This is a genomic window from Nocardioides silvaticus (genome assembly GCF_003160695.1).
GTDB lineage: Bacteria > Actinomycetota > Actinomycetes > Propionibacteriales > Nocardioidaceae > Nocardioides > Nocardioides silvaticus.
In genome coordinates this window covers 363882-387300 of record NZ_QGDD01000001.1, presented here as the reverse complement: position 1 = coordinate 387300, position 23419 = coordinate 363882, and the positions used below count along the sequence as shown (strand labels likewise).

Here is a 23419-nt window from a genome sequence, read left to right as displayed (position 1 = left end):
GGGGGTCGGTCTGGCCCATGAACCCATGTCCCGGCCGCGGCCCGCTGCGCCGAGCGGCGGGCTGTGGATAACTCGGGGTGCTGTCGGCACCTGGGCACAAACTGGTCTCGTTCGCCTATGTCGTCCGGCGGGTGTCGGACGATCACCGCGAGCAAAGTCAAGAGATCCGCACTAGTGCTGAAAGATGGAGGAGGGTCGAGATGTGGTTCCCGATGACCGCGCTGAGGGTGGTGACGCTGGGGCCGGCACTGCTGGTGAGCTTCGTCCTCACCGTGGTCGTGTGCGCCCTGCTCCCGCCGGCACTTGGCCTGGTGGTGTTCATGGCTGCGGGCGGCCTGCTGGTCGCGCTCGCGCTCGGGCAGCTGCAGGAGCCGGCGATCGCCGCGCTGACCAGGTCGCGGCCGGCGACCGAGGCCGAGTACGGCGTGCTGGCACCGGTGCTGGCCGAGCTGGGCGGCCGCGGCGTCGACGTCGGCGCGCTGTTCGTACGCCGTGTACAGCGGCCGAGCACCCCGGTGGCGGTGGCGATCGGCCGGCACACCGTGGTGGTCAGTCCCGGGCTTGTCGAGGCGACGTACCGCGGCGGCGTGGCTGGCGCGGAGGCGGCCGCCGCGGTGGCTCATGCTGTCGGCCGACATCAGGCGCTCCGGCCGAAGCTGGAACTGGCTATGCTCGCAGCGACGACGCCGTGGCGGGTGATGGTGGCGACGTTCCGCGGCGTGGGCCGGGCGTTCGCCTGGCTTCCGTTCATGCGGCTGGCCTGGACACTGCGGGGCGTCGTGGGGGTCATCTGCGTGGTGCAGTCGCTCGCCGAGGGCCGGGCCGCGCCTGGGCTTCTCGGCGGCGCGGTCATCGCGCTGACCTACCTGGTGCCGGCGGCCAGCCGGCGCATCGAGCTCCGCATCGAGGCCGAGGCAGACCGGTTCGTGCTCGCACTCGGCCTCGGTCCCGTGCTGGCGGGCCTGCTGCGGCGCTTCGGGCACCCGATGACGCTCGAGCGGATGCGGCAGCTGGAGGCGCCCGCCGAGCAGCCTCGGCGGCCGCGGCTGCACCTGGTGCACGGCTGAGGCTGTTCGCGGGCGGGTCTCGCGGCGGCCGAGCAGTGGGCTACTCGTCGTCGGCGAAGCCGGACGTGGAGTGATGCACGCAGCCGCGGCCGTCGCCCTCGTGCGGCTTGTGGTTCATGCACGGCAGCGAACCCAGCTTGTGCTAGCAGTCGACCCAGCGGACGGTCGAAGGCCCGGTGGTCGGTGCGAGTGCGGTAGCCATCGCAGCCTCCTAGCGGCGCGGGCCGCGGCGGCGGCCAAGCTGGGGCCGCTGGTAGGCGGCGGTGTCGGTGTGGTCGTGCTGGCGGCCGGACCGGTGAACCTGCGCGATCTCGGCGTCGGGGGAGGGGCCGGTGTCGGCGGCCGCGGCCTGGGCGGCTGCCTCCTCGCTGGCCCTGATCTCCTCGGCGCGCTGTCGTGCCTCTTCCTCGAGCGCGGCTTCCTCGCGAGCGGCGTCACTCATGTGAACTCCCATGGATCCCGTGGACCGGCACCGGCTGCGCCGGTCCTCCTGGTCACCTATGTGCGGGGCGAGGGCCCGGGCGATCACCGCCGGCCGAACTCCTTGGAAGGCGTGTTGCCCCGGGTTCAGGCGGGCTGGGCCAGCAGCGTGGCGCCCAGCAGCTGCGCCGTGTGCTCGAGGACGGTGGGGGAACCGGTGGAGCTCGGGCGGTCGCAGCACGGATGGGTGTCGTAGCCCTCGTCGACGACGATGCTGTGCAGCTGGCCACCGCAGGCGCGACAGCGTCGACCGGCGTGGGTGGGGCACTGCTCGACCGCCACGGCGCAGGGAAGGCATGCCGCGGCCGGCGGGGGAGTGACCTGGTGGTCGCGGTCCCAGTCGCGCCGCTGGCGCAGCAGCGTGGCGGTCTGTTGCCACAGCGCGTGCTCGAGGTGCGCCGGCGGAGGCCGGCCGATCGCCTGGTCGACGGCCTTCCTGAGCAACTGGTCACCGCAGGTGAGGATCCGCTCGTCGACGCCGCGGCCGTAGCACCAGCGGGCCAGTGTCTTGGCGGCCGTCATCAGCTGCTCGTCCATGGGCGGCCCTCTCCCTCAGCAGGTGCCCCACAGGCCACTGGCGGCCTCCTGGGCATCGTCGGCGGCCGCGACGTAGGAGTCTTCCCGGGCGAGGTCCTGGCCTGCCTCGTAGCGGCGTGCGGCGCCGCGGGCCAGGAGCTCGTGCGCTACGTCGACGTCGTCGTGGTCGACGTAGCGCAGCAACCGGTCGTATCGGTCGCGGCCGGGCTGTCCGCTGTCGGTGACGAGCTGGACGGTGCTGCCGACCGGCGCGAGGTCCTCGAGCAGGTCGGTTGACTGGTCGGCGTAGCACTCGGCGGGCGTCGGCGGGTGGGCGACTTCGGGGGCGTCGATGCCGAGCAGTCGGACTCGGCCGAGCGGGCGGCCGCCCAGGTCCTCGACGCGGAGGGTGTCTCCGTCGACGACGGCCGTCACCCGCACTTGGGTGGCCGTGCCCTCCGATGGGTCGGCGCCCGTGGGGGTGCCGGGGCGGGCTGCGGTGATGCCGCCGGCGGTGAGCGCGGCGATGGCAGCGGCGGCCAGGCCGAGGAGGGCCTTCACCGGGCGACCCTCAGCTGCGGACGCTCGCCGGAGACGGGGACCGCGCGCGCCTGGGCCCGGGCGCCGGGGGAGCGGTGGCCGGCCGCGGTGATCTGCTCGTCGACGTCGGCCGAGCGGGTGCTGGCAGCGGCCGGCTCCTCGGGGAGCTCGGCTGCGATCTTCGCGGCCAGGTCGCGCAGCGGCGGGGTCTTCTCGATCTGCCGGGTGGCGTGGAGCACGGTCGTGTGGTCGCGTTCGAAGTGCCGCGCGATCGTCGGCAGGCTGTGCCCGTGGATGCGGGCCGCGGTCATGGCCACCGCTCGGGCGTCGGCGGCCGTCCGGGTCCGGTCGGCGCCCAAGAGGACCTCGGGTGTGGTGCCGAAGGCCTCGGCGGCCGCGACGACGGCGTGCTCGACCGGGCCATCGGGCTCGAAGGTCGACGCGGGCTGGTCCTGGTGGAGGCTGACGACGGTGGCCTCGGGGCGGGGGAGTTGGGCGGTGTAGCGGTCGTTGACGTGCTCGGTGACCCGGGCCGCGGCGTCGGCCAGACGGGGGCGTTCGGCGGCGCGGCGTACGGCGTGGATCACCGAGCCGTGGTCCTTGTTGAAGTGCTCGGCGATCGCCGGCAGGGACAGTCCGACCTCGCGGGCGGCGGTCATGGCCACGGCGCGGGCGTCGCTGACCGGGCGGCTGCGCTCGGCGCTCAGGATCGCCTCCGGGGTGGTGCCGAACATCGGCGCCGCGGCGTTGATGGCCAGCTCGCACACCGCTGCCGGGCCGGTTGCCGGTGCCGCCGGCAGGGTCTGGTCGACCTGGACAGCGAGGACGGCCACGAGTGACCGGAGCTGGTCGGCGTCCAGCGGCGCGACCAGGTCGGCGACCTGGTCATGCTGCCCGCGGCCGGCGGCATCGAGGATGAGGCCAGCCAGCTGGCGGCCGCCCTGATCGAGGTCCATGACCGTCCTCCCGCCTACCGTGCCGGGGACCCGACGACTGGCGACGCCTGGCGGGGCATCTGGCCCCGTCCCTGTTCGGCCATCCGCCGGCGGGCGTTGTCGGTGATGTCGCTGGCGATCCCGGCCGACTGCCGGGCGTTGGCCGCGGCGTGGTCGACGACGTTCTCGAGCAGGCGCACGTCCTCGTCGGCGCGGCCGAGCTCCTTGCCGGCGGTGGCGATGCTTCGCTCGAGAGTGACCGGCTCCAGCAGCGACGGCGGAGTCACCTGCTGTGCCGCCAGCTGCGCGCTGTCGACGTGATGGGCGGTCAGGCGCGCCATCGGCTTGGCCAGGTCGATCATCTCGCCCACCACGGCGAGGCGCGGCTTGAGCTGCGCGACCTCACTGGCGCTCTCGGGATCGGAGGTGTCTGCGTCCTGGAGGAGGTCATGGGCGTCCGCGATCGCCTGGGATGCCCGCTCCAAGTGGCCGGTGAGCTCGTCGGCGAGCTCGGCGTTGTCGCTGCAGCGCCGCTGCAGGCGGCTCAGGTGCTCGCCGGCGGCCTCGAGGTAGTAGTCACCGCGGTCGCTGAGCCGGGCCTTGGCCGAGTCGAGCTCGGCGTCATCGAGCACTCGGAGCGCGGAGTTGATCGTGGTGTGCAGCTCGTCGACGACCCGGCGGGCACGTCCCACGGCCTGCTCGGCCATGAAGACGGCGTCGGCGGCCTGCAGCGCGGTGTCGGTCCTCATGCAGACTCACCGCCTCCCGCTTTGGGTGGGGGCGTTCTGCTCGATGCGGGCAGGACGTCGCGGAGACGGTCGAGTGCGGCCAGCGCCTGCTCGAGGTGTTCGCGGGCCTCCTGAACCGGGTCACGGTCGGGTGCGCCGGCAGGGGATTCGGTGGGCGTGCTCACGGGCAGCTCCTTGGTTGACCGGGGTCATCTCTCAGTCACCAAAGGAAGGTCGCCCCGCGCGGGCGATCACCGAGCGCGAGAAATCTCGCCGCGAACAGTCAGGGCTGGTCCCAGGGCATCGACTCCTGCCCGTCGTCGACGCCTTGGCTGACTATGTGCGCGGTGGCGTTGCGGGCGGCGTTGAGGTGCTTGTGGAGGTCGACCGCCAGGCCGCGGGCCTCCTCCAGGTGGAGCCGCGCGACGCCGATCGCCATGGCGGGGTCGGACTCGTCGGTCATCGCATCCATGCTGAGCACCTGGTCGGCCAGTGCCCGCTCGAGAGTGCTCGACAGCTGCGAGAACGCCTGGGGGAGCGCGGCCGCGAGGTCGGCGAACTCCGCGAGCTCATCCGAGGTCTCGGCCGGGATCTGGTGACGCTCCCACATCGTGGCGCGGTTGAAGCCGTAGACGTGTTCACGGGCCGCCGTCGCGTGCCCGCTCGCCTCGAGCTCGTCGTTGTCGTCCACCAGGGCGCCCCTTCCTGCCGTCTCGTTGCGTTGAGTCTCGCGGATCTCGGCGGCGTACGCGCGGACGCTGCCTGCGGGCTGTGGATATCCGCCGGGGTTCCCTCATTCGGTTCCGGGCGGGAGATGATCGGCCATGGACGACCAGACGGCGTTGATCGCGCGACGCGTGGCCATGGCAGCGCCGCCTGGTTCAACGCTCCGGCCGACGTCGAGGCCTACCGTCGGCTCGCAGCCGCGGTGGGGGAGTGGAACGCCTACAGCGCACCGCAGCTGGAGAACGTCGACGTTGACGAGCTGCTCGACGACCTCGCGGACGTCGCGCCCTCGATGCCGCTGGGCGAGGGCGTTGCCGACCTTGAGGCCGTCCTGCGGCGGCAGGCGCGCCGGCAGCTTTAGCGGCGAGTGGTGCCGCGGCCGGGATCGGAGGCCGGCGGCAGTTCACGCCGTCGGCGCCCGGTAGTCAGCTGGTCGGGGTCCGCGGGTGCGCCGGCCAGGGTCTCCCGGATGTAGCGGTCGAAGCCGGGCATCGTGAATCGCACCTCGCCGCGGCCGGCGGGCTCGATGATCCCCTTGTCGATCAGCCGTTCGCGGGGAACGCCCAGGGCCTGCGTGGATCGGCCGAGCTGCTCGGCGATCTCAGCCCTCGTCACCGTGGGCGTGCCGACCTGCGCCATCACGGCCATGATCTGCCGCTCCAGGTCGGTCGCGGCCGCCCACCGGGCGGCGTACATGGAGGTCAGCTGGTCGTCGGCCAGTGGCAGGCCGGCCTGGACTTCGCCGACGTCGAGCAGGTCACCAGTTCCCGAAGGCTTGGCCACCTCCCACGTCGCGTGGGCGAGGACCTGCAGCAGATACGGGAACCCCTGGGCCTCGGCCGCGATCGCCTGCAGCCCGGCGGGTGTCCAGGTCACGCCCAGCTCGCCGGCCGGCCCGGCCACCGCGGCGGCCGCGGCGGACGGCTCGAGTCGGGGCAAGGTGAGGAAGGTGCTGCGCTCCCCGAAGGTGGCTGCGTTGACCAGGACTCCCGGAGTCGAGGGCAGGCCCGCGCCGATGATGGCCAGTGGGTTGTCCTCGCGCCGCCCAGCCAGGTTCTGCATCGCATTGAGCAGGACCGCGAGGTCATCACGGGCGGCCGCGTGCATCTCGTCGACGAAGACCACGAGGCCAGCGCCACCACGTGCGCGGACCTGGGAACTGGTCTCGTGCAGCAGGTCCTCCATCGCCGAGATCTGCGCCCCGCGGGGATGCGCGTCCGCCCCGGAATGGTCGGCGGCCGCGGTCGCACTCAACTTCACTCCGCTCGGCAGCCCGAACTCCAGGCCGATGCTCTCCAGGCGGAGCTTCCAGGAGCTCTTCTCAGCCCGGGGCAGGATGTCCGCGGTATCGATCGCCTTCCCGACCCGGCTGACCAGGTCGGGGAGGAAGGGTGCGTTGCGGCGGCAGGCCACCCACGCGGTGATGAAGCCGTGCTCCTCGGCGTCACGCTGTGCCTCGCGCAGCAGCGACGTCTTCCCCACGCCACGCGGGCCCTGGAACACCAGCAGGGGGCCGCCCATCTCGCCGTAGGTGCCTATCCGGCTCAGGTAGCCTCGGATCCGGTCCTGCTGCTGCTCGCGGCCGGCCAACACACGCGGGAGCTCGCCCGGGGCGTAGGGGTTGGGCAGCATCAGCGGTCTCCCATACATTCTGTTACACATCGGCCTTGTGTAACGAAGTGTATGCGGCGCGGGGGATCACCGGCCGACGTCGATGGTGCGTGTCTGCGGTGCCCCAGCAGCGCCCGGCATGCGCGCCCCCAGCCGGCGACGGGCGGCCTCGTCAGGGCCCTCCACAGCCGGGCCGACCTCGCCGACGGCGCGACCAGATAGGTGGGTGTCCGGCTGGGCCACCTCACCGAGAGTCTCGGCCAGGTCCTCAATGTCGGCTTCCAGGACCCGCCCGAGGAGGTCGGCGATGCTCGCAGGAGAGCCATCGCACGCGGCCACCAGGGCGTCGGCCAACTGGTCGAGGGCGGCGTTGCCGCGGGCGGTGAAGGTGACGACGCCGGGGACCGGGTTCTCGGCCGGGGAAGTGTTCATGGGTCCACCTCGCTTTCTGGTCCCCTACGTGCGCGGGGGATTGGTAAGCGATCAGCCCCAACGGCGATCCGAAGAAATCCGGGAGAGTCACTCCGTGGGGCTGGTCGTGCGTCGCCAGCAGGGCAGGTCGCCGACACGAGGGTCGGACCGAGGCTAGGCGACATCGCGCCCCCACTCCTTCGTCGTGCGCCAAGTTCTGCCCGACGGCGCGAATCGGTGCCCTCGCTGGCGCGGCATGCGGTTCAGCGGTGCCGTGTCGTCGGTCCGGGGCCGGGCGGACTGACCAGTCCTCCGATGATGGATCACCGCTAGTGTTCGTCGGCGATGACGTCCGGAATCGACCCCAATGCGTTGAGAGCAGCTCGCGAGGAAGCGGGGTTGACTCAGCATGAACTGGCGCACCTGGTGGGGGCCGCTGGAGGTGAGCGCATCTCTCGCTGGGAGCTAGGTATCTCAACCCCGCGCCCGGACTTCCTGGTCAGACTCGCGAAGGCCCTCGACATCCCGGCAATACGGCTAGTTCACCTCGATGGTGATGTCCCCGATCTCCGAGCGCTGCGCCTGCAGGCAGGGCTCACCGTTGCCGATCTCGTCACGTCCGTGAACGTGGCTGTGCCGACGTATTACGCCTGGGAGCAAGGGCGCTGGACCCGGCTCCCTGCGCCACAGTCGCTCGAAGCGCTTGCCCGGACGCTCGGGGAGTCGGTCGAAGTTGTTATCGCAGCCTTCCGCGAGGCGCAGCGACACCGCCGGCGCGACGAAACACCCTCAGTCCGGCCGAGTTTGTAAGTGCAAGCGGGTTCGACCGATATCCACAGGCGACAAATTCGTGGCGGGAGACCGGACGATTTTGTGGTCCCATGGACTCCGGATCGTTCTGAGGCGTTGATGCTCGGTCCCATCGGGGGGATTGAGCCGCGCGACCCTCTGGTCAGGACTGGCGATGGCATCTCGAAATCGGTCATCTGTGGATAGCGAGAACCCCGATAGAAATGCACTAGTGTCGTCCTGTCAAGTTGAGCTCGTACTGATCGCTCCGGGCCCGTCTTGACACGTAGGTGATCGAGACACGAGAGGACTCGGGATCCATGTCGCAGAACACCGCTCAAGGGCTGTCAGTCGAAACATCGACCAAGAGTCGGCCCATGCCTGACCTCAACCACACTCCGCGGCCACGACTCAGGCGGCGCCGCAGACCATGGGTGTTCGCACTCTGCGCGGCGCTTGTCGCTGCAGGAGCGCTGGGTACCGCCTTCGCGTTCACATCGGTCAACGACACGCAGGACGTGCTCGTGGTCAGCCGCGACGTCAAGCGCGGCGAGGCCATCGAGGCCGGGGACCTCGCCGTCGTGCGGGTGAGCGTCGATCCGGCGCTGACCCCGGTCGCCGGCAGTCAGAAGGCCGAACTCGAGGGCAGCCGCGCTGCGGTTGACCTGTGGGCCGGCACCCTGCTCACCAAGGAGGCCGTCACCGACAGTCTGGTGCCGGGGGAGGGGGAATCCCTTGTGGGCATCAGCCTCACGCCGGGCCAGATGCCCTCGGAGCAGCTCTACAGCGGCGACGTCGTCCGGATCGTCACCACTCCCGGTGATCAGGGCGAGGTCACCGAGAAGGACCCGGTCACTGTCGAGGCAGTCGTCGTTGGTGTTAGCCGAGTGGAGGAGACCGGGGAGACCGTAGTCGACGTCTCGGTGCCCGAGGCCGATGCCGCCGACCTGGCTGCGCGTGCCGCCACCGGACGTGTCGCGCTCGTCCTGGACGCCCGGGAGCGTTGACGCATGGCGTTGATCGTCCTGGCCTCCGCGAGCGGTTCGCCCGGCGTCTCGACCACGGCGCTCGGGCTCACCCTCAACTGGCATCGACCGGTGCTCCTGGTCGACGCAGACCCGACCGGCTCGTCCTCGGTCTTCGCCGGCTACTTCCACGGCACCCAGGAGCCGACCGGCGGGCTGATCAACCTCGCCCTCTCCCTGCGCGAGGGAACGCTGGCCGACGCCCTGCCGCGCGAGACGCTGCTGCTGGACCCCGAGGCCCCGGCCGAGCGGTCGGCGTGGTTCCTGCCCGGTATCCGGGCTCACGAGCAGGCGCCCAGCCTGCTGCCGCTGTGGGATCCGCTCACCGAACAGCTGCGTGCGCTGGAGCGCAACGGCCAAGACGTCATCGTCGACGCCGGCCGGCTCGGCCTCGCCGGCTGGCCCCAGCCGCTCATTGCCGCCTCCGACCTGACCCTGCTGGTCACCCGCAGCTCGCTGCCGGCCTTGGCCGGCGCCACCAGCTGGGCCAAGACCCTGCGGACGCAGTTTGCTGGAGTCGGTGGCCTGTCTCGACTCGGGGTCCTCCTCGTCGACGAGGAGCGACGCTGGCCCGCGATGCCGACCGGCGCCCGAGTCCGGCCCTACACCGCCCGCCACATCGCGAAGGCCCTGCAGGTCCCCGTCGTCGCGTCGGTGGAGTGGGATCCCGATGTGGCCGAGGTCTACTCCCACGGCGCGCGCAAGCCGCGCAAGTTCGAGTCCTCTGGGCTGCTGCGCGGCTACCGGGCCAGCGCCGCGGCCATCGAGTCCGTCCTCGGCGCCAACAGGGCCGCCCTCGCTCCCACGAACGGAGGCCATACATGAGCACCAACGGACACCACCCGGACGCCAACGGTCGCGACCCGCTGCGCGCCGACGAGTGGCTCGAGGCACGTCACGCCGCGAGCCGGGGACAGACCTCGCCCTTCGCCCGCGGCCGCACCAATGGCACCCCGCCGCCCCCGCCCCCGGTCGTTGAGGACCACGACCCGACCTCGCTGCCGATCTTCGCCGGCGCCTGGACCAGCGAGCAGGAGCTGCCGGGCCGCGCACGCTCGGAGTTCAGCCTGCGCCCGCTCGTGGGGCCTGCGCCGGAGGAGCACCACAGCCACGGCTCGGACGGCCGGGTCGAGCTGGACTGGGAGATGGTGGCGCAGTACCGCGCGGAGATCTCCTCGCGGCTGACCGCACGGCTCGACAAGGAAGGCGGCCGGGTCACCGAAGAGGACCGCGAGCAGATGGGGCTCGACGTCATCGAGGAGCTCATCAAGTCCGAGGCCGAGGCGCTGGTCTCCACCGGCCGGCCCCCGTGGACCAAGGACCAGGAGAAGGCGCTCAAGTCCGCCCTCCACGCCGCCCTGTTCGGTCTGGGCCGCCTCCAGCCCCTGGTCGAGCGCGAGGACGTCGAGAACATCATCGTCATCGCCCGCGGCCCGGTTTGCTCGGTGTGGCTGGAGCTGGTCGACGGCACCCTGGTCGAGGCCGACCCGATCGCCGATTCCGAAGACGAGCTGCGCGAGTTCCTCGCCGACCTCGGTGCTCGACAGAACCGGCCCTTCACCGAGGCCCGTCCGCACCTGGACCTCCGGCTGCCCGGGGGAGCGCGACTCGCGGCCGGCGCCTGGGTGATGGCCTACACCTCGGTCGTGATCCGCCGGCACGGCATGCGCGAGGTGTCGATGGACGAGATGGTCTACGACCGCAAGGCGTGCAGCCCGGTCCTGGCCGATTTCCTCGCGGCCTGCGTGCGCGCAGGCAAGAGCATCGTCGTCTCCGGCGTCCAGGGCTCGGGCAAGACCACCTGGGTCCGCGCCCTGTGCTCGTGCATCCCGCCCTGGGAAATGATCGGCACCTTCGAGACCGAGTTCGAGCTGCACCTGCACGAGCTGGTCGACCGGCACAAGATCGTCCACGCCTGGGAACACCGCCCCGGATCCGGCGAGGTCGGCATCGACGGCCGCCAGGCCGGCGAGTTCAGCCTCGAAGAGGCCATCCACCACTCCTTCCGGTTCAACCTCGCCCGCCAGATCGTCGGCGAGGTCCGCGGCCCGGAGGTCTGGAACATGCTCAAGGCCATGGAGTCCGGCCCCGGGTCGATCAGCACCACCCACGCCCGCAGCGCCGAGCACACCATCGAGAAACTCGTCTCCTGCGCCATGGAGAAGGGCCCCCAGGTCACCCGCGAGCTGGCGATCAGCAAGCTGGCCGCTGCGATCGACATCGTGATGTACCTGCGCTCCGAGGTCGTCCCCAACGACGACGGGACCTTCCGCAAGCAGCGCTGGGTCGAGGAGGTCCTGGTCGTCCAGCCGAGCATCGACGCAGCCCGCGGGTACGCCACCACCCCGATCTTCGCGCCCAACCAGCTCGGCCAGGCCGTCGCGACCGGCAAGCTCGACAACTTCCTCGCCCAGGAACTAGCACGCCACGGCTTCGACCTCGAGGCGTACACGGCCGAGTCCCAGGCCAACCCGGGGGTGGCCACCTCATGAGCACAGCGTTCCTGCCCGCCGTCTTCGGCGCCCTGATCCTCATCGGCCTGATAGGCATGGTCTACGCGATGATCCCGGCGCCACCCAAGCAGCCGAAGCCGGCCCGGACCACCACCCCGTTCGGACGGCTGGGGAACTGGTTCGTCCGGCTCGACCGTCGTACCCGGATGCTCATGCTCGGCGGCGCCGTGGCCGGCCTTCTGGTCGCGCTGGTGACCGGGTGGGTGATCGCGATCGTCCTCGTCCCGGCCGCGATCGTGGGCCTCCCGCTGCTACTGACGCCGCCGCCGGCCGCCGCCAGCATCGAGAAGCTCGAAGCGCTCGAGGAGTGGACCCGGTCCCTGTCCGGCAAGCTGACCGCCGGACAGTCCCTGCGCTCGGCGCTCATCAAGTCGCTGCAGTCGACACCTGAGGCGATCCAGCGCGAGGTCGGGCTGATGGTTTCCCGCCTGTGGAACAACACCTCCTCCACCGAGGACGTCTTGCGCGCCTTCGCCGAGGACCTCAACGACTCCACCGGCGACGTCGTGGCCAGCCAGCTGATCCTCGCCGCCAGCGGCCGCGGACAGGCCGGACTGTCGAAGGCACTGGACGCCCTCGCCGAGACCGTCGCCGCCGACGTCCGCGCCCGACGCCAGATCGCCGCCGACCAGGCCAAGCCCCGCACCACCGCCCGCACCGTCACCGTCATCACCCTCGGCGTGCTCGGCATCCTCGCCTTCACCGGCGACTACATCGAGCCCTACGGCACCCCACTGGGCCAGGTCGTCCTCGCCGTCCTGCTCACCGCCTACGTGGCCACCCTGCTCTGGATGCGCCGGATGGCCGTCGCCAAGCCGCTTCCGCGCTTCCTCGACCTCCAGGCCCGAAACGCCCACCGCGCCGCCCAGCGCAGAGCACCGGCGGAGAAGGAAGGGGTACTGGCATGACCGGCCTGCAGCTCGCGCTCGCCAGCGGCACCCTCCTCGGTCTGGCCCTCGCCGTGCTCGTGTGGCGCCTCGCGCCCTCCGACCCCGACCTGGTCGACGCGCTGGACCGGCTCTCGCCCGACCGCGTCGTGCCCCGCCGCGGCACCCCCGGCCTCGACGACACGGGCGCCGACAGCGGCTCGGCCGTGGACCGGATCGGCCTGTGGGCGATGAAGAACCTCCCCGGCGGTGCGTGGGCACACACGCCCCGCAAGGACCTGGCCATCCTGCAGATCAGTGAGACCCGGTTCTATGGTGAGAAGGTCGTCTGGGCTCTGCTCGGCCTCGTCATGCCGCCGCTGCTGGCCGCGTTCTTCACCCTCATCGGGCTGCCACTGCCATTCGCGATCCCCACCCTCGGCTCAGTGGCCCTGGCTGCCCTGTTCTGGTTCATGCCCAACTACAACGCCGCCGATGACGCCAAGAGGGCCCGCATCGAGTTCAACCGGGCACTCGGCGCCTACATCGACATGGTCGCCACCGGTGTCCGTGACGGATCCAGCGGGCAGCAGGCGCTGCGTTCGGCGGCCGAGGTCGGCGACAAGTGGGTGTTCAAGCGGATCGAGAGCGAGCTGCGCCGCGCCCGTTACATGACCCGCGCACCGTGGGACTCCCTGCACGGGCTGGCCGACGAGCTGGGCGTCCCCGAGCTCGACGACCTCGCCGACATCATGCAGCAGTCCGGCCAGGACGGAGCCCAGATCTACAACAACCTCCGGGCCCGCGCCGCCGCGCTCCGCTCGGCGATGCTCAGCGCCGAGCTCGGCAAGGCCAACGCCGCCTCCGAGCGCATGTACATCCCGGCCAGCCTCCTCGGCATCGTCTTCATGGCGATCCTCGTCGCCCCATCGATGCTCCGCTTCGCCACCTGACCGACCTAACACCCACCCCCCTAAGGATCCCCTAGACCGCACCCAAACAACCAAGGAAGGAAGACCCCGATGTTGAAGCTCTTCATCGCCCTCCAGCTGGCGGCCATGGCGGCGCTCGCATCCGTCGAGAATCGCGTCACCAGACGGCGCGACGACCGCGGCTCGGTCACCATTCAGGAGGTGCTCTGGGCGGTGGCCGCCATCGCCATCGTCGGCATCGTCGTCGCAGCCATCAGGGCCTTCGTGACCAGCGAGTCCGGGAAGATCAAGTAGGCAGGACCGGCTTCTCGTCATGTTCGCCAGCTCTCAGCGCCGCAGCCGGGACGAGCGCGGATCAGTGACCATACAGATGGTGTTCCTGATGCCCGCGCTGTTCCTGCTGATGTTCCTCGGCCTCCAGGGAGCCCTGTACTACCACGCGAAGCAGGTAGCGCTCGCGGCCGCGCAGGAGGGCGCCCGCGAGGCAGGCAGCGAGACCGGAACCCGCGAGTCCGGCGTCTCCACGGCGAACACCTTCCTCAACCACGCCGGTGGCTCCGACGTGATGACCTCCACCAGCGTCTCCGGATCACGAACCACGACAACGGCAACGATCATCGTCACCGGCAAGTCGCTGAGCGTGATCCCCGGCTGGCACGTGACCGTCAGGCAGAGCGCCAGCGTCCCGGTCGAAAGGCTGACCGAATGACCTGGCGAGTTCATGATTCCCGACGCCGCCGGGACGAACGCGGATCCGTGGCCATCGAGGCCGCGATCGGCGTCCCGGCCTTCGGCCTGTTCATCGCGATGATCATCCTCGGCGGACGCGTCGAGATCGCCAAGCAGTCGGTGGAGGCCGCCGCCTACGAGGCAGCTCGAGCAGCGTCCATCGAGCGGACCCAGAGCGAGGCGATCAGCTCGGGCAAGGCCGCGGCCACCAGCAGCCTGAACGACCAGGGCCTGCAGTGCGCGACCATCAGCATCACGGTCAACGCCGCGGCGTTCAACGCCCCGCTGGGCACCACAGCCCAGGTGACCGCCACGGTGACCTGCAAGGTCGACGTCGCCGACCTGGCCATCCCCGGTCTGCCCGGCACCAGGACGATCATCGCGACCGCCAGCAGCCCCGTCGACGCCTACCGGGAGCGCCGATGATCAGCCGCCTGCGCCGCCTGCGCCGCCTGCGCCGCCTCGGAACGCGTGGTGTGCGCGATGAGCGCGGCTCCATCAGCGTCTGGTTCGCCACCGCGTCCTTCGTGATGATCATCCTCGTCGGGATGGCCGTCGACCTCGGCGGCAAGGTCCACACCCAGCAGCAGGCGCGCAGTGCCGCCGCCCAGGCCGCCCGCACCGGCGCCCAGGAGGTCCAGGGCTCCACCGCGGTGCGCGGTGAGGACCTCCGGGTCGACATCAACGCCGCCAAGGCCGCCGCCCAGGACTACCTCCACGCCGCCGGCGTGGAAGGAACCGCGCGCGTCGTCAACGGCGACACCCTGATCGTCACCACCACCGACACCTACACCAGCAAGTTCCTCGGGATCATCGGCCTGGACTCCATGCAGGTCACCGGGGAGGCGTCCGCGCGGCTCATCCGCGCCGAAGGAGGCATCGAGAGATGACTACGCCCACCCATCCCACCATCGGCCAGCGACTCACCGGCCTCGCCGCCTCGCTCGCCGTGCTGGGCATCGTCCTCGGCCTGCCCGCTCTCTTCCTCGCGATCGGCGCCAGCCCGATCCCCGACCAGATGCCCACCCTGGGTGGCGTCAAGAACGCGCTCCTGGCGCCCGACGACGGCACGCTCGTTCTCGGCCTGTTCAAGGTGATCGGCTGGGTCGCCTGGGCGTTCATGGCCCTGAGCCTTGTTGTGGAGGCCATCGCAGCGCTCCGCAAGGTCCAGGCACCTCAACTGCCAGGTCTGGGTAGGCCCCAGGCCGCAGCGCGCGGCCTCATCGGTCTGGCCGCACTGCTGTTCATCGCCGCCCCCATCGCCACGCAGGCGGCAACGATCAGTTCGGCCGCCGCGGCCCCGGCGACGGTGGGGCACGTCACCGCCGGCGCCGACCACGCCTCACAGCAGGGACCCGCCCGCCAGGACGTCAAGGCCGAGACGACGCAGGAGCGCCAGGGCCCCAAGACCGTCGACCACGTCGTGAAGCCGGGGGAGAGCCTTTGGTCGATCGCCGAGGACCACTTCGGTGACGGAGCCCGCTACAAGGACATCGCCGAGCTCAACCGCGACCTGCTCGGCACCCAGCCGAGCTTCCTCGAGCCCGGATGGGTGCTCAAGCTGCCGGCGCCCACCGACCCAGTCCCGGCGCACGTCTACACCGTGCAGCCCAGCGACACCCTCAGCGACATCGCGCAGGACAAGCTCGGAGATGCCGACCGTTGGCCGGAGATCTACAAGGCCTCCACCGCGATCACCCAGCCCGGCGGGGTCCAGCTGACCGACCCCGACGTGATCGACGTGGGCTGGAAGCTCAACATCCCCGCCACCGAGACGCCGGTCGACGACCGGCAGGACCAGCCGCAGCCGCGAGGGGACAAGCCGCAGACCCCAGCGGAGCCCAAGGACGAGCAGCCGCCGGTCGACTCGCCGGCCGAGGAGACCCCGCCGGCCACCCAGGAGACCCCGGCGCCGGAGACCGCCGCCCCCGAGGTCCCGCAGACCGAAGAGCCGGCGGCGCCGGTCGCCGACGTCGACCAGGTCGACGACACGGACGACTCGATCCTCGAGGCACCCTGGGTCCTCGCCGGCCTCACCGGCGGGGGCGTCCTGCTGTCCGGAGCCCTGCTCATGGCCCTGCGGTCGCGCCGGCGCTCCGCCTTTCGGAACCGGCCGCCCGGGCGCGCGATCGCCGCCCCGCCGCCCGAGCTCGCGCCGGTGGAGATGACCCTGAACGCGACCGGTTCCGCCGCGGCCGCCACCGTGGAGTTCGCCGACGAGGCCCTGCGACGCCTCGCGGCCGCGGTCGGTGCCCAGGGCACCACGATGCCGCCGCTGGCAGCGGTGGAGCTCGGTCACGGCAAGCTGACGCTGCATCTGAGCGCTCCGGCCGCCGTTCCCGCTCCCTGGGTGGGCAGTCCCGACCAGACCCACTGGCAGGTCACCACCGACACCGCGTTCGAGGACCTCGGTCCCGACACCGGCAACGTCGAGCCGCCCTACCCGCTGCTGGCCACCATCGGCATGAGCGACACCGGCGAGACCTGGCTGCTGAACTGCGAGGAGCTCTCCACGCTGACCATCAGCGGTGACCCCACCTACGCGCGTGACTTCGCCCGCCACCTCGCCGCCCAGCTGGCCGTCAACCCGTGGTCGCGTCGCGTCCAGGTCGACTGCATCGGCGTGGCAGAGGAGACCGTCGCTATGGACGAGCGGATCAGCTACTACCCGACCGGCGCGGCCGGGACGCCCGCGACCGCGGAGATCCTCGCCGCGGCGGTGACTACCGTTGATCGGGCGAAGCGACACGACACCGATGTGTCCACGGGCCGCACCGGCAGCGTTGACGACGACACCTGGCCCGCGCGGATGCTGCTGCTGGACGCGGCGGCCGGCGACCCCGACGACCTCGAGCAGCTGCTGCAGCTGGTCAACGACCACGTCGGTCAGTCCGCGACCTCCATCGTGGTCGCCGGCGAGCGCCCCAACACTCCCGGTGCGGCGCTGCACATGACCAACACCGGCCGCGTGATCCTTGAGCACGCCGACCTCAACCTGATCGCGGTCGGGCTCACCAGCGACGAGGCCCGCGGCTGCGCCCTGGTCTATGCCCAGAGTGAGACCCCGGAGTACGTCGACACCCCGGTGGACGAGACCGCCACCGACGGCTGGGAGGCCTACACCGACTCCTCCGGGGCCCTGCGCCGCGAGTACACCCTGCCGCGCAACACCCCCGAGGATGCCGTCGACGAGCCGATGTCCTCCCTGCTCGAGGGCGAGGACGAGGAGTACATCCGCGAGAGCGCGATCGTGCAGGAGGACCTCGAGGCCCTGGCCCCCAAGGTGCCCGCGCACGTCCGCGCCGAGGTCGAGGAGAAGGACCCCACCCTCGACCAGGACATCGCCGACTGGTTCTCAACCGACTGCGACCGTCCGCGGCTCACCCTGCTCGGCCCGGTCGCCGCGCGCACCCACGGCAAGGCGCTGGCCAAGCGCAGGCCGTACTTCACCGAGCTGCTGGCCTTCCTCGCCCTGCACCGCAAGCACGGCGCCACCCGCGAGCAGATCCGCGACGCGTTCTCGATCTCCGACGGCAAGGTCCGCGACTACACAAACATCGTGCGCGACTGGCTCGGCCCGAACCCCCGCACCGGCGAGGACCACCTGCCCTACGCGGACAAGGCACCGGCGGCCAAGGTCACCGGGGTCAACGTCTACCAGGTCGACGACGGACTGCTCGTCGACCTCGACCTCTTCCTCCGCCTCCGCAAGCGCGGACAGGCCCGCGGCGGAGCCGAAGGTGTCGCGGACCTGTGCACCGCGCTCGAGCTGGTCGGAGAGGCGCAGCCGTTCAGCCAACTGCGTGAGGAAGGGTGGGCTTGGCTCGCCAACGAGCCCGACCGCGTCGACCTCATGGCGGGTGGCTGGATCGCCGACGTCGCCCTCATCGTCGTCACGGAGGCCCTCGCCGCCGGCGACCTGGTGAAGGCCCGCTCCGCGGCGTACGTCGCCAACCGGGCCGACCCCGACGGCGAGAGCACCCGCCTGTGCCTGGCCCACGTCATGAAGGCCGAGGGCGACCAGCTCGAGGCCGACCGGATCCTGCGCGAGGAGATCTGCAACCGGTCCGACGACGGCGACGCGCCCATGGAACTGTCGGAGCGCACGAAGACAATCATCCGTACGCACGGCTGGCTCGCGAGCTGACTCGGGGAAGGGAGCACCAGCACGTGGCAACGTTCGACCAGGAGATCACCGGCCGCTACGCCGCGGCCGGCGCCGACCACGCCGACCTTGACGCCCGCCGCGTCGCCCGGGCCGTGTTCGTGCGCGACACCATCCGAACCCTCTACAACGCCGACAAGAAGTTCGGGTTCGACCCGGCGGACAACGGCTCGCTGGCCGAGCTCGTCGACGCCGCCGAGGAACACCTCGAGCACATCGCCAACGACGTCAGCCAGCGATCCGTCATGGCCCCGCCCACCCACAGGAGGAGACACCGCATGAGGAAGCACCACTCCGCACTCGGGGGAGTGGCCCTCGCCCTCGCCCTGGCTCTCACGGGCTGCGGCGGCGACGACAACGAGCCCACGGTCCAGGAGACCCCGAGCCAGTCCCCGTCACCGACGCCGCCCACCGCCTCGCCGACTCCGAAGACAGATGAGGAGAAGGCGGCCGCACAGCTGACGAAGTACCTCGAGGCGCGCGACGACTTCTACCGTGCCGTCACGATCGACTTCAAGCGCCTCAACCCGGTGGCAACGGGGGACGAGTTCCTCAAGATCCAAGAAGCTGTTGTCACCCTCAAGCGGTACGACATCAAGGTCACGGGGGAGTACGTGCACACGCTCGCCGAGCCGCGCCGCCGATCGGACTCGATGATCCTCATCATCGACTGCGAGGATCGAACGGATGTCGTGGAGCGCAACAAGGACGGCAAGAAGATCAAGCACACCGATCCGAACGGTGACCCGCTGCGCAACCCTGTCCCGATTGAGTACACGGTCGTTCGCGACAAGGGCGCGTGGAAGGTCTCCAACTCCGACGTCAAGTGGGATCAGTCATGCTGAGGCGAATACTCGCGCTCGTGCTGGCGGTTCCCGCGGCGTTCGTAGTCGTCGTCTTGACCGCCACGAGCGCGAGCGCGGACTGCCAGGAGATCTACAACCCGGAGACGGGTCAGTTCGAGCTCGACTGCTCGGATGGGGGCGGTGACCCAGGGGGTGGCGGCGAGGAACCTGGTGGGGGCTCTTCGACCTGCAACTACAACGGTCGGGAGATCCCGTGCACCGGCCCGATGGGGTCCGTGTGGAGCAGCGTCCACGAGTGCTGGATCGGGCCGTCGGCTGAGGAGATCGGCGACAAGCTTGAGCCGCCTCCTGGTCAGACGAACGAGGACGGTGCGTGGCGTATGTGCTTCTTCCCGCCGCCGGGATCATCGTGGGAGTACACATGGGTGCAGACCGGCGAAGTAGGAATCGATCCGGTGGTGCTCGTCAACCGGGCGATCGCCTCAATGGATCTGGACCCCATCAAGATCGGCATCGTCCCCGAATCTGCACCGAACCGCGCTGGTCTGGTTGGGCTGCCGGTGTGGATGTGGGTCGACAGCCCGACCGACGACACGTTCGGCCCGATCACTGCATCGGCCAGCGAGGGATCGGTCTCGGTCAGTGCCACCGCCAGCGTCTCCAGCATCGTGTGGGACATGGGGGACGGGACGAAGGTGAACTGCACCGGCAAGGGCACCCCGTACGCCGATCACTACGGCAAGCAGGACTCGCCGACCTGCGGGCACCGCTACGCGAAGATGTCGACGGACCAGCCCGAGGGCGCCTACCAGGTCACTGCCACGAGCCACTGGGTTGTCGAGTGGACCGGTGGTGGCCAGTCCGGAACCATCGAGTTCGACCTGACCACCAACCCGCTGCCGATCCGCATCGGCGAGGCACAGGTGCTGACCCAATGACGTGGCAAGGGCATGAAGAACGTCTGGGGTCGCCTCACCGAGCTCCCGAGGGTGTGAGTTCGTCGCCGAGCCGGCGGTGGTCGTGGAGGGCGAGCTCGACGACCACCCGGCCGAGTGGATCGCACGTATGGCCCGCGACGGTGAGGCGATCGTGGCCGCGGAGAAGCAGGGGCCGGGCGGCTTCCTCGACCTTCGCTGAGTGGAGCGCCACCTGGCACCTGAGCGGCGTTCCGGTCGCGACCTACATGAGCCCACGCGGCGTCGGCGTCACCCCCTAGCTCCGCGTCAGAATCAGGTCCCCCATCCTCGAGTATGGACGGGGGCCTGTTCTCGTTTCTCCGGCGGCATAGCGGCGGGACGGCTCGGGCGATAGCCGGCCCGATGGGGTGCCCGATGCAAGGGGAAAGCCCCAGGCGTCTCGGGTCATGACGGGCTGCGCTCCGACATCGCGGCGAGCGAGCTCGCCGACTACTGCCTCCACGCCCTCAGCGCGGCGGCGAAGGCACCAGATGATTCCGCGGCGACGCGCTTGGTCGAGCTGACCATGCGTTCGCTCCGTGCCGATCCAGAGGTCTCGTAGCGCACCCGACGAGACGGTTAAACCTGGTCGAGGAGCGCTGCGAGTTGCCGGCGCGCTGCCGTCGTGCGCGCGACCTCGAAGCAGACTCGGACGACTGCCGGTTCGGTACGGGCGACCGCGTCTAGGGCAACATCCAGGAGCTCGCATGCTTCGGGATCCAGTGCAGCGGCCTCGAGGTGCTCGAGCTCCTCGGCGGTGACGGCACGCGTCCGTGCCGCTCGGACAGCAGCCGCCGCCTGGGAGACGACGTCGTGAACGGCGTCGCTCGCGAGGCTTGTGATGACGTCGTCGAAGTGTTGCCAGTCGCTGGGCGGGTCGGGCGTGACCGAGCGTCCTTGAGCCCGCTTGGCTTCGGCCAGCATGCGTACGTCGGGGCTGGTCGGCGTCTTCTTCGCGGCATCTCGGATGTGGGCCTGCATGGCTCCGGCGTTGGTCCGGCTGCTCGTGTCTCCGCCGAGGGCTTCGCGAAGATGGTCGCGAACTTGGCAGCGCAGGTCGTCGTCGATTTCGCTGAGTCGCATGACGAGCGGAACGAGGTCAGGTATCGCCTGGGGTGCGGGATACTCCACCACCTTCATTGCCAGGCCCATGAGCTGTTTGAGACGCCGCGGCCGAGAAGCAGCCATGCCGTCATCGAGCATGTCCCAGGCGAGGTAGGGCCCGACGGGGGCGATCGAGGAAAACCTGTCGGCGACGCCGTCGTCGAGGCTCGCCACTAGTTCGAGCAGGGCGTCGTGCTGGTGGGTCTGTGGCTCGGCGAACAGGCGGCCGGCTGCGAACAACCAGGTGTTGCGCCAGTGCGGGCTGGGGGCCAGGGCTCGCAGGCGATCCAGAACGACGTCGAGTTCGCCCGTCGTGATGCGCCGAGCTGCCATGAGTTCTTGAAGCGAGCGCACGTCGAAGCCGTAACCGTCTCCTCGTGGGACTAGCAGGACCAGGCGATGTGTTGCGGCGCGAACGATCCGTTCGAGGAGCTGCGCATCCTTGCCTGACGGCGAGTAGCCCTCATCGGCAAGAACGTGCCAGGCGATCGCGGAGAGGTCTTCCTCCGACATGAATGCTGTTCCTCCGTCTGCGGATTCGCTGCGGCGTTGGAGCTCGAGGCCGACGCGTTCGTGAAGGTCGAGGACCTGCGGAGCGTGCTCGCGCAAGAGCTCGGCGAATCGTGTGTTCTCCTTGGTCTGTTCGCGCCGAGCAACGACGTCGTAGTACCGCCAGAAGAGGTTGAATCGGTCCGGGTCGAAGGGGCCGGCGCCCTCGGCGATGATCGACATGATCTGCACCTGGAGCGGGGTGCGCAGCAGGTGCCGCAATGCGTCGTTGTTGGCGGCGTCCTTCAAGATGCCGTCCACGCGCGCGATCCTGGCGCTGTCGTTGCGTAGGCGGATCTGGGTGACCAGATGCCCGTAGGCGAGCGCTTCGGCGGTCTGTAGATCGGTGAGGTCGATGCGGTCAAACTGCTCAGCCGACATCTCGTCGACGTAGCCACTCGGGCGAGTCGTGACCAGGACGAACACGTCGGAGTCGTCCGCTTCTGCATCCGCGACGAACTCGTGCACTGCGCCGATGACCCACTTGCGCACGGCCGGTTCGGAAACCTCGTCGAGCCCGTCGAGGGCGACGAACCATGGCCAGGTGTTCATCCACTCCTTGAGCAACCACGGCTCGAGCTTGCGGGTGTAACCCTGCGCAGTGAGGTCCTCGGCGATCCAAGCGAGCAGCGACTGTCGGCCGCCGGCGACGAAGCGTTTGGCGAACTCGGCCAGGTCGACCCGCACGGCCCACCGCCGGTGGCTGGGCAACGCGCGTTTGAGAAGCCGGAGCTTTTCGGCGGTTCCGTCGATGACGGCGCGGTGGTCGTCGCCGAGGTTGTTGGCGTCGGCGAGCATGGCGGCTCGGTAGGCCTGGACGAGGAAACGGGTAATAGTCGTCTTGCCGTTGCCCGGCGCGCCGGTCAGGACGATGTGGCGAGGCTTGGGGAGGGTGGCGATCGACGGCTTGAGCGCGTGCTCCCCTCGGTCGAGCACGTACTGAACGGCACGCGCAGCTTCATTGGTCGAGCGCACGCGGACCGGTAGGTCAACCGCGATCCGATCCAGCGGCACCCCGCCCCCGTCACCGCCGGCTTCATCGAAATAGATGTTGCGGTCTCGGACCAGCGAGTTCCGTGCATGGATCTGCAGAGCGGGTTCGAGGTCCTTGGCGGGCAGGTCAGCGCGCAGTGCCACCAAGTCTGCGAGGACGTCACCGGTGGTGAGGAAGCCGTCATAGGCGCGCCGGACACCGTCGTGGATGTCGAACCAAGAGTCGACCTGGTTCCCGTCGATAAGGCGCCACTTCTTGAGTGGCTGCAGACGCTGCCTGCGAGTCTGGCGCTCGTAGCGTCCGGGACCGTCGTCGAGACTGCGGTCATTGAGTTCGGTGAAGAAGCCGGAGATCTTCTCCTCGACGTAGGCGAGGCCCCCGTCCACAGGGTCGGGTGAGAGCCGTACGTTGGAGACGAAGACGAGATATTTCGGCACTTCCAGACGGTTCGAGTCCGGGTTGGCCCACTCGTTGAGCTCGTTGCGGATCTGGTCCCACAGCCATTGCGCGTCGGCCTTGGTGCCCAGCGGCCGCTCCCTGTGCTTGACCTGGAAGACCGTATGGCCATCCCAAGCTTCGCCAGGCTTCTCTGGAGTCCCGGACCAGACGACAACTCCGCGCGCCTCCATGTCGCGGCCGCCGTCCTTGCCGCGCCCGAGTCGGCGCACGACAGGGCCGAATTGGGCGATTACGAGAGCTGCTGCGGCATCCTGAAACCCCAGCGGTCCGAGGCGCTGCAGGTCATAGGTCACTTACGCAAACTCCGTTCTGGTCTCGTGCAACCTAGCCGCTGCGTCCGACATCCAGGCGCCTGATCGGCCAGGTTCCAGCGGGTCCACGATGCTGCCATCCGGCAGCGGTCAAGTCCGGTGAACCGGCCCTACTGGCCAGAATGTCTACCGAACCAGTGTTCTTGAGGCGAAAGTTCGATCGCCTCGCTTTGGCTGCATCTCGACAATCGGGGCTGCGCAAGGGGT

Annotated in this window: 25 protein-coding genes; 16 read left to right on the top strand and 9 right to left on the bottom strand. The window is 70.0% G+C overall.

Annotation, left to right across the window (positions count from 1 at the left end; translation table 11 throughout):
• The first annotated feature begins 200 nt into the window (after positions 1-200).
• Positions 201-1067 carry a hypothetical protein gene (locus DJ010_RS01750; RefSeq protein WP_109691897.1) on the top strand — a complete coding sequence of 289 codons (867 nt, stop codon included), beginning with the start codon at positions 201-203 and terminating at the stop codon, positions 1065-1067.
• A gap of 211 nt (positions 1068-1278) precedes the next feature.
• Here DJ010_RS01750 and DJ010_RS01745 read toward each other — a convergent pair whose 3' ends face one another.
• The 6 genes from DJ010_RS01745 to DJ010_RS01720 form a co-directional block, all read right to left on the bottom strand.
• Positions 1279-1509 (bottom strand): hypothetical protein, encoded by a 231-nt coding sequence (locus tag DJ010_RS01745; protein WP_141003383.1) that lies wholly within the window; start codon positions 1507-1509, stop codon positions 1279-1281.
• 125 nt (positions 1510-1634) lie between these two features.
• Entirely contained in the window at positions 1635-2084 is a 450-nt protein-coding gene (locus DJ010_RS01740) for a hypothetical protein (RefSeq protein WP_109691895.1), read from the bottom strand.
• Positions 2085-2099: 15 nt separating this feature from the next.
• Positions 2100-2624: a thermonuclease family protein gene (locus tag DJ010_RS01735; protein ID WP_109691894.1), complete on the bottom strand. Its 525-nt coding sequence runs from the start codon at positions 2622-2624 to the stop codon at positions 2100-2102.
• Positions 2621-3559, bottom strand: a complete 939-nt coding sequence (locus DJ010_RS01730; protein WP_109691893.1) for a helix-turn-helix domain-containing protein — start codon at positions 3557-3559, stop codon at positions 2621-2623. Before DJ010_RS01730 ends, DJ010_RS01735 begins: the two co-directional genes overlap by 4 nt.
• Before the next feature lie 14 nt (positions 3560-3573).
• Positions 3574-4287 carry a hypothetical protein gene (locus DJ010_RS01725; RefSeq protein WP_109691892.1) on the bottom strand — a complete coding sequence of 238 codons (714 nt, stop codon included), beginning with the start codon at positions 4285-4287 and terminating at the stop codon, positions 3574-3576.
• Positions 4288-4549: 262 nt separating this feature from the next.
• Positions 4550-4957, bottom strand: coding sequence for a hypothetical protein (locus DJ010_RS01720; RefSeq protein ID WP_109691891.1), 408 nt, complete (start codon positions 4955-4957; stop codon positions 4550-4552).
• Between the two features lie 30 nt (positions 4958-4987).
• On the opposite strand from DJ010_RS01720, the gene DJ010_RS01715 reads away from it, so the two are divergent.
• Positions 4988-5353, top strand: coding sequence for a hypothetical protein (locus DJ010_RS01715; RefSeq protein ID WP_146207230.1), 366 nt, complete (start codon positions 4988-4990; stop codon positions 5351-5353).
• Here DJ010_RS01715 and DJ010_RS01710 read toward each other — a convergent pair.
• Positions 5350-6624: a DUF8462 domain-containing protein gene (locus tag DJ010_RS01710; protein WP_158282897.1), complete on the bottom strand. Its 1275-nt coding sequence runs from the start codon at positions 6622-6624 to the stop codon at positions 5350-5352. The two genes, DJ010_RS01715 and DJ010_RS01710, sit on opposite strands and share 4 nt — an antisense overlap.
• Before the next feature lie 66 nt (positions 6625-6690).
• Complete coding sequence (locus DJ010_RS01705) at positions 6691-7035, bottom strand: hypothetical protein (protein ID WP_109691888.1); 345 nt, start codon at positions 7033-7035, stop codon at positions 6691-6693.
• 324 nt (positions 7036-7359) lie between these two features.
• Between DJ010_RS01705 and DJ010_RS23010 the strand changes: the two genes are divergently transcribed.
• The 14 genes from DJ010_RS23010 to DJ010_RS22875 all read left to right on the top strand — a co-directional run bounded on the left by DJ010_RS23010 (position 7360) and on the right by DJ010_RS22875 (position 19976).
• A complete protein-coding gene (locus DJ010_RS23010; RefSeq protein WP_109691887.1) occupies positions 7360-7824 on the top strand; it encodes a helix-turn-helix transcriptional regulator in 465 nt (154 codons plus the stop codon).
• 356 nt (positions 7825-8180) lie between these two features.
• A complete protein-coding gene (locus DJ010_RS01695) occupies positions 8181-8810 on the top strand; it encodes an SAF domain-containing protein (protein ID WP_109691886.1) in 630 nt (209 codons plus the stop codon).
• Between the two features lie 3 nt (positions 8811-8813).
• Positions 8814-9653, top strand: a complete 840-nt coding sequence (locus tag DJ010_RS01690) for a MinD/ParA family ATP-binding protein (protein ID WP_109691885.1) — start codon at positions 8814-8816, stop codon at positions 9651-9653.
• On the top strand, positions 9650-11320 hold the full coding sequence (locus tag DJ010_RS01685; RefSeq protein ID WP_109691884.1) for a TadA family conjugal transfer-associated ATPase: 1671 nt from the start codon (positions 9650-9652) through the stop codon (positions 11318-11320). Before DJ010_RS01690 ends, DJ010_RS01685 begins: the two co-directional genes overlap by 4 nt.
• Entirely contained in the window at positions 11317-12249 is a 933-nt protein-coding gene (locus tag DJ010_RS01680; protein WP_109691883.1) for a type II secretion system F family protein, read from the top strand. The genes DJ010_RS01685 and DJ010_RS01680 overlap by 4 nt, the downstream gene beginning before the upstream one ends.
• Positions 12246-13160 (top strand): type II secretion system F family protein, encoded by a 915-nt coding sequence (locus DJ010_RS01675; RefSeq protein ID WP_109691882.1) that lies wholly within the window; start codon positions 12246-12248, stop codon positions 13158-13160. Before DJ010_RS01680 ends, DJ010_RS01675 begins: the two co-directional genes overlap by 4 nt.
• A gap of 69 nt (positions 13161-13229) precedes the next feature.
• Positions 13230-13433, top strand: a complete 204-nt coding sequence (locus tag DJ010_RS01670; RefSeq protein ID WP_109691881.1) for a hypothetical protein — start codon at positions 13230-13232, stop codon at positions 13431-13433.
• A gap of 64 nt (positions 13434-13497) precedes the next feature.
• Positions 13498-13848, top strand: coding sequence for a TadE family protein (locus DJ010_RS01665; RefSeq protein ID WP_245927132.1), 351 nt, complete (start codon positions 13498-13500; stop codon positions 13846-13848).
• 47 nt (positions 13849-13895) lie between these two features.
• Positions 13896-14294 carry a TadE/TadG family type IV pilus assembly protein gene (locus DJ010_RS01660; protein WP_245927131.1) on the top strand — a complete coding sequence of 133 codons (399 nt, stop codon included), beginning with the start codon at positions 13896-13898 and terminating at the stop codon, positions 14292-14294.
• Complete coding sequence (locus DJ010_RS01655; RefSeq protein ID WP_109691878.1) at positions 14291-14758, top strand: TadE/TadG family type IV pilus assembly protein; 468 nt, start codon at positions 14291-14293, stop codon at positions 14756-14758. The genes DJ010_RS01660 and DJ010_RS01655 overlap by 4 nt, the downstream gene beginning before the upstream one ends.
• A complete protein-coding gene (locus DJ010_RS01650; protein WP_109691877.1) occupies positions 14755-18015 on the top strand; it encodes a LysM peptidoglycan-binding domain-containing protein in 3261 nt (1086 codons plus the stop codon). The genes DJ010_RS01655 and DJ010_RS01650 overlap by 4 nt, the downstream gene beginning before the upstream one ends.
• A gap of 23 nt (positions 18016-18038) precedes the next feature.
• A complete protein-coding gene (locus tag DJ010_RS01645; protein WP_109691876.1) occupies positions 18039-18878 on the top strand; it encodes a hypothetical protein in 840 nt (279 codons plus the stop codon).
• A gap of 236 nt (positions 18879-19114) precedes the next feature.
• Positions 19115-19777, top strand: a complete 663-nt coding sequence (locus DJ010_RS01640; RefSeq protein WP_146207229.1) for an ATP/GTP-binding protein — start codon at positions 19115-19117, stop codon at positions 19775-19777.
• A 76-nt stretch (positions 19778-19853) separates the two neighbouring features.
• Entirely contained in the window at positions 19854-19976 is a 123-nt protein-coding gene (locus DJ010_RS22875; RefSeq protein WP_281271107.1) for a hypothetical protein, read from the top strand.
• 398 nt (positions 19977-20374) lie between these two features.
• Here DJ010_RS22875 and DJ010_RS01635 read toward each other — a convergent pair whose 3' ends face one another.
• Positions 20375-23194 carry an NACHT domain-containing protein gene (locus tag DJ010_RS01635; RefSeq protein WP_109691874.1) on the bottom strand — a complete coding sequence of 940 codons (2820 nt, stop codon included), beginning with the start codon at positions 23192-23194 and terminating at the stop codon, positions 20375-20377.
• Between the last annotated feature and the right edge of the window lie 225 nt (positions 23195-23419).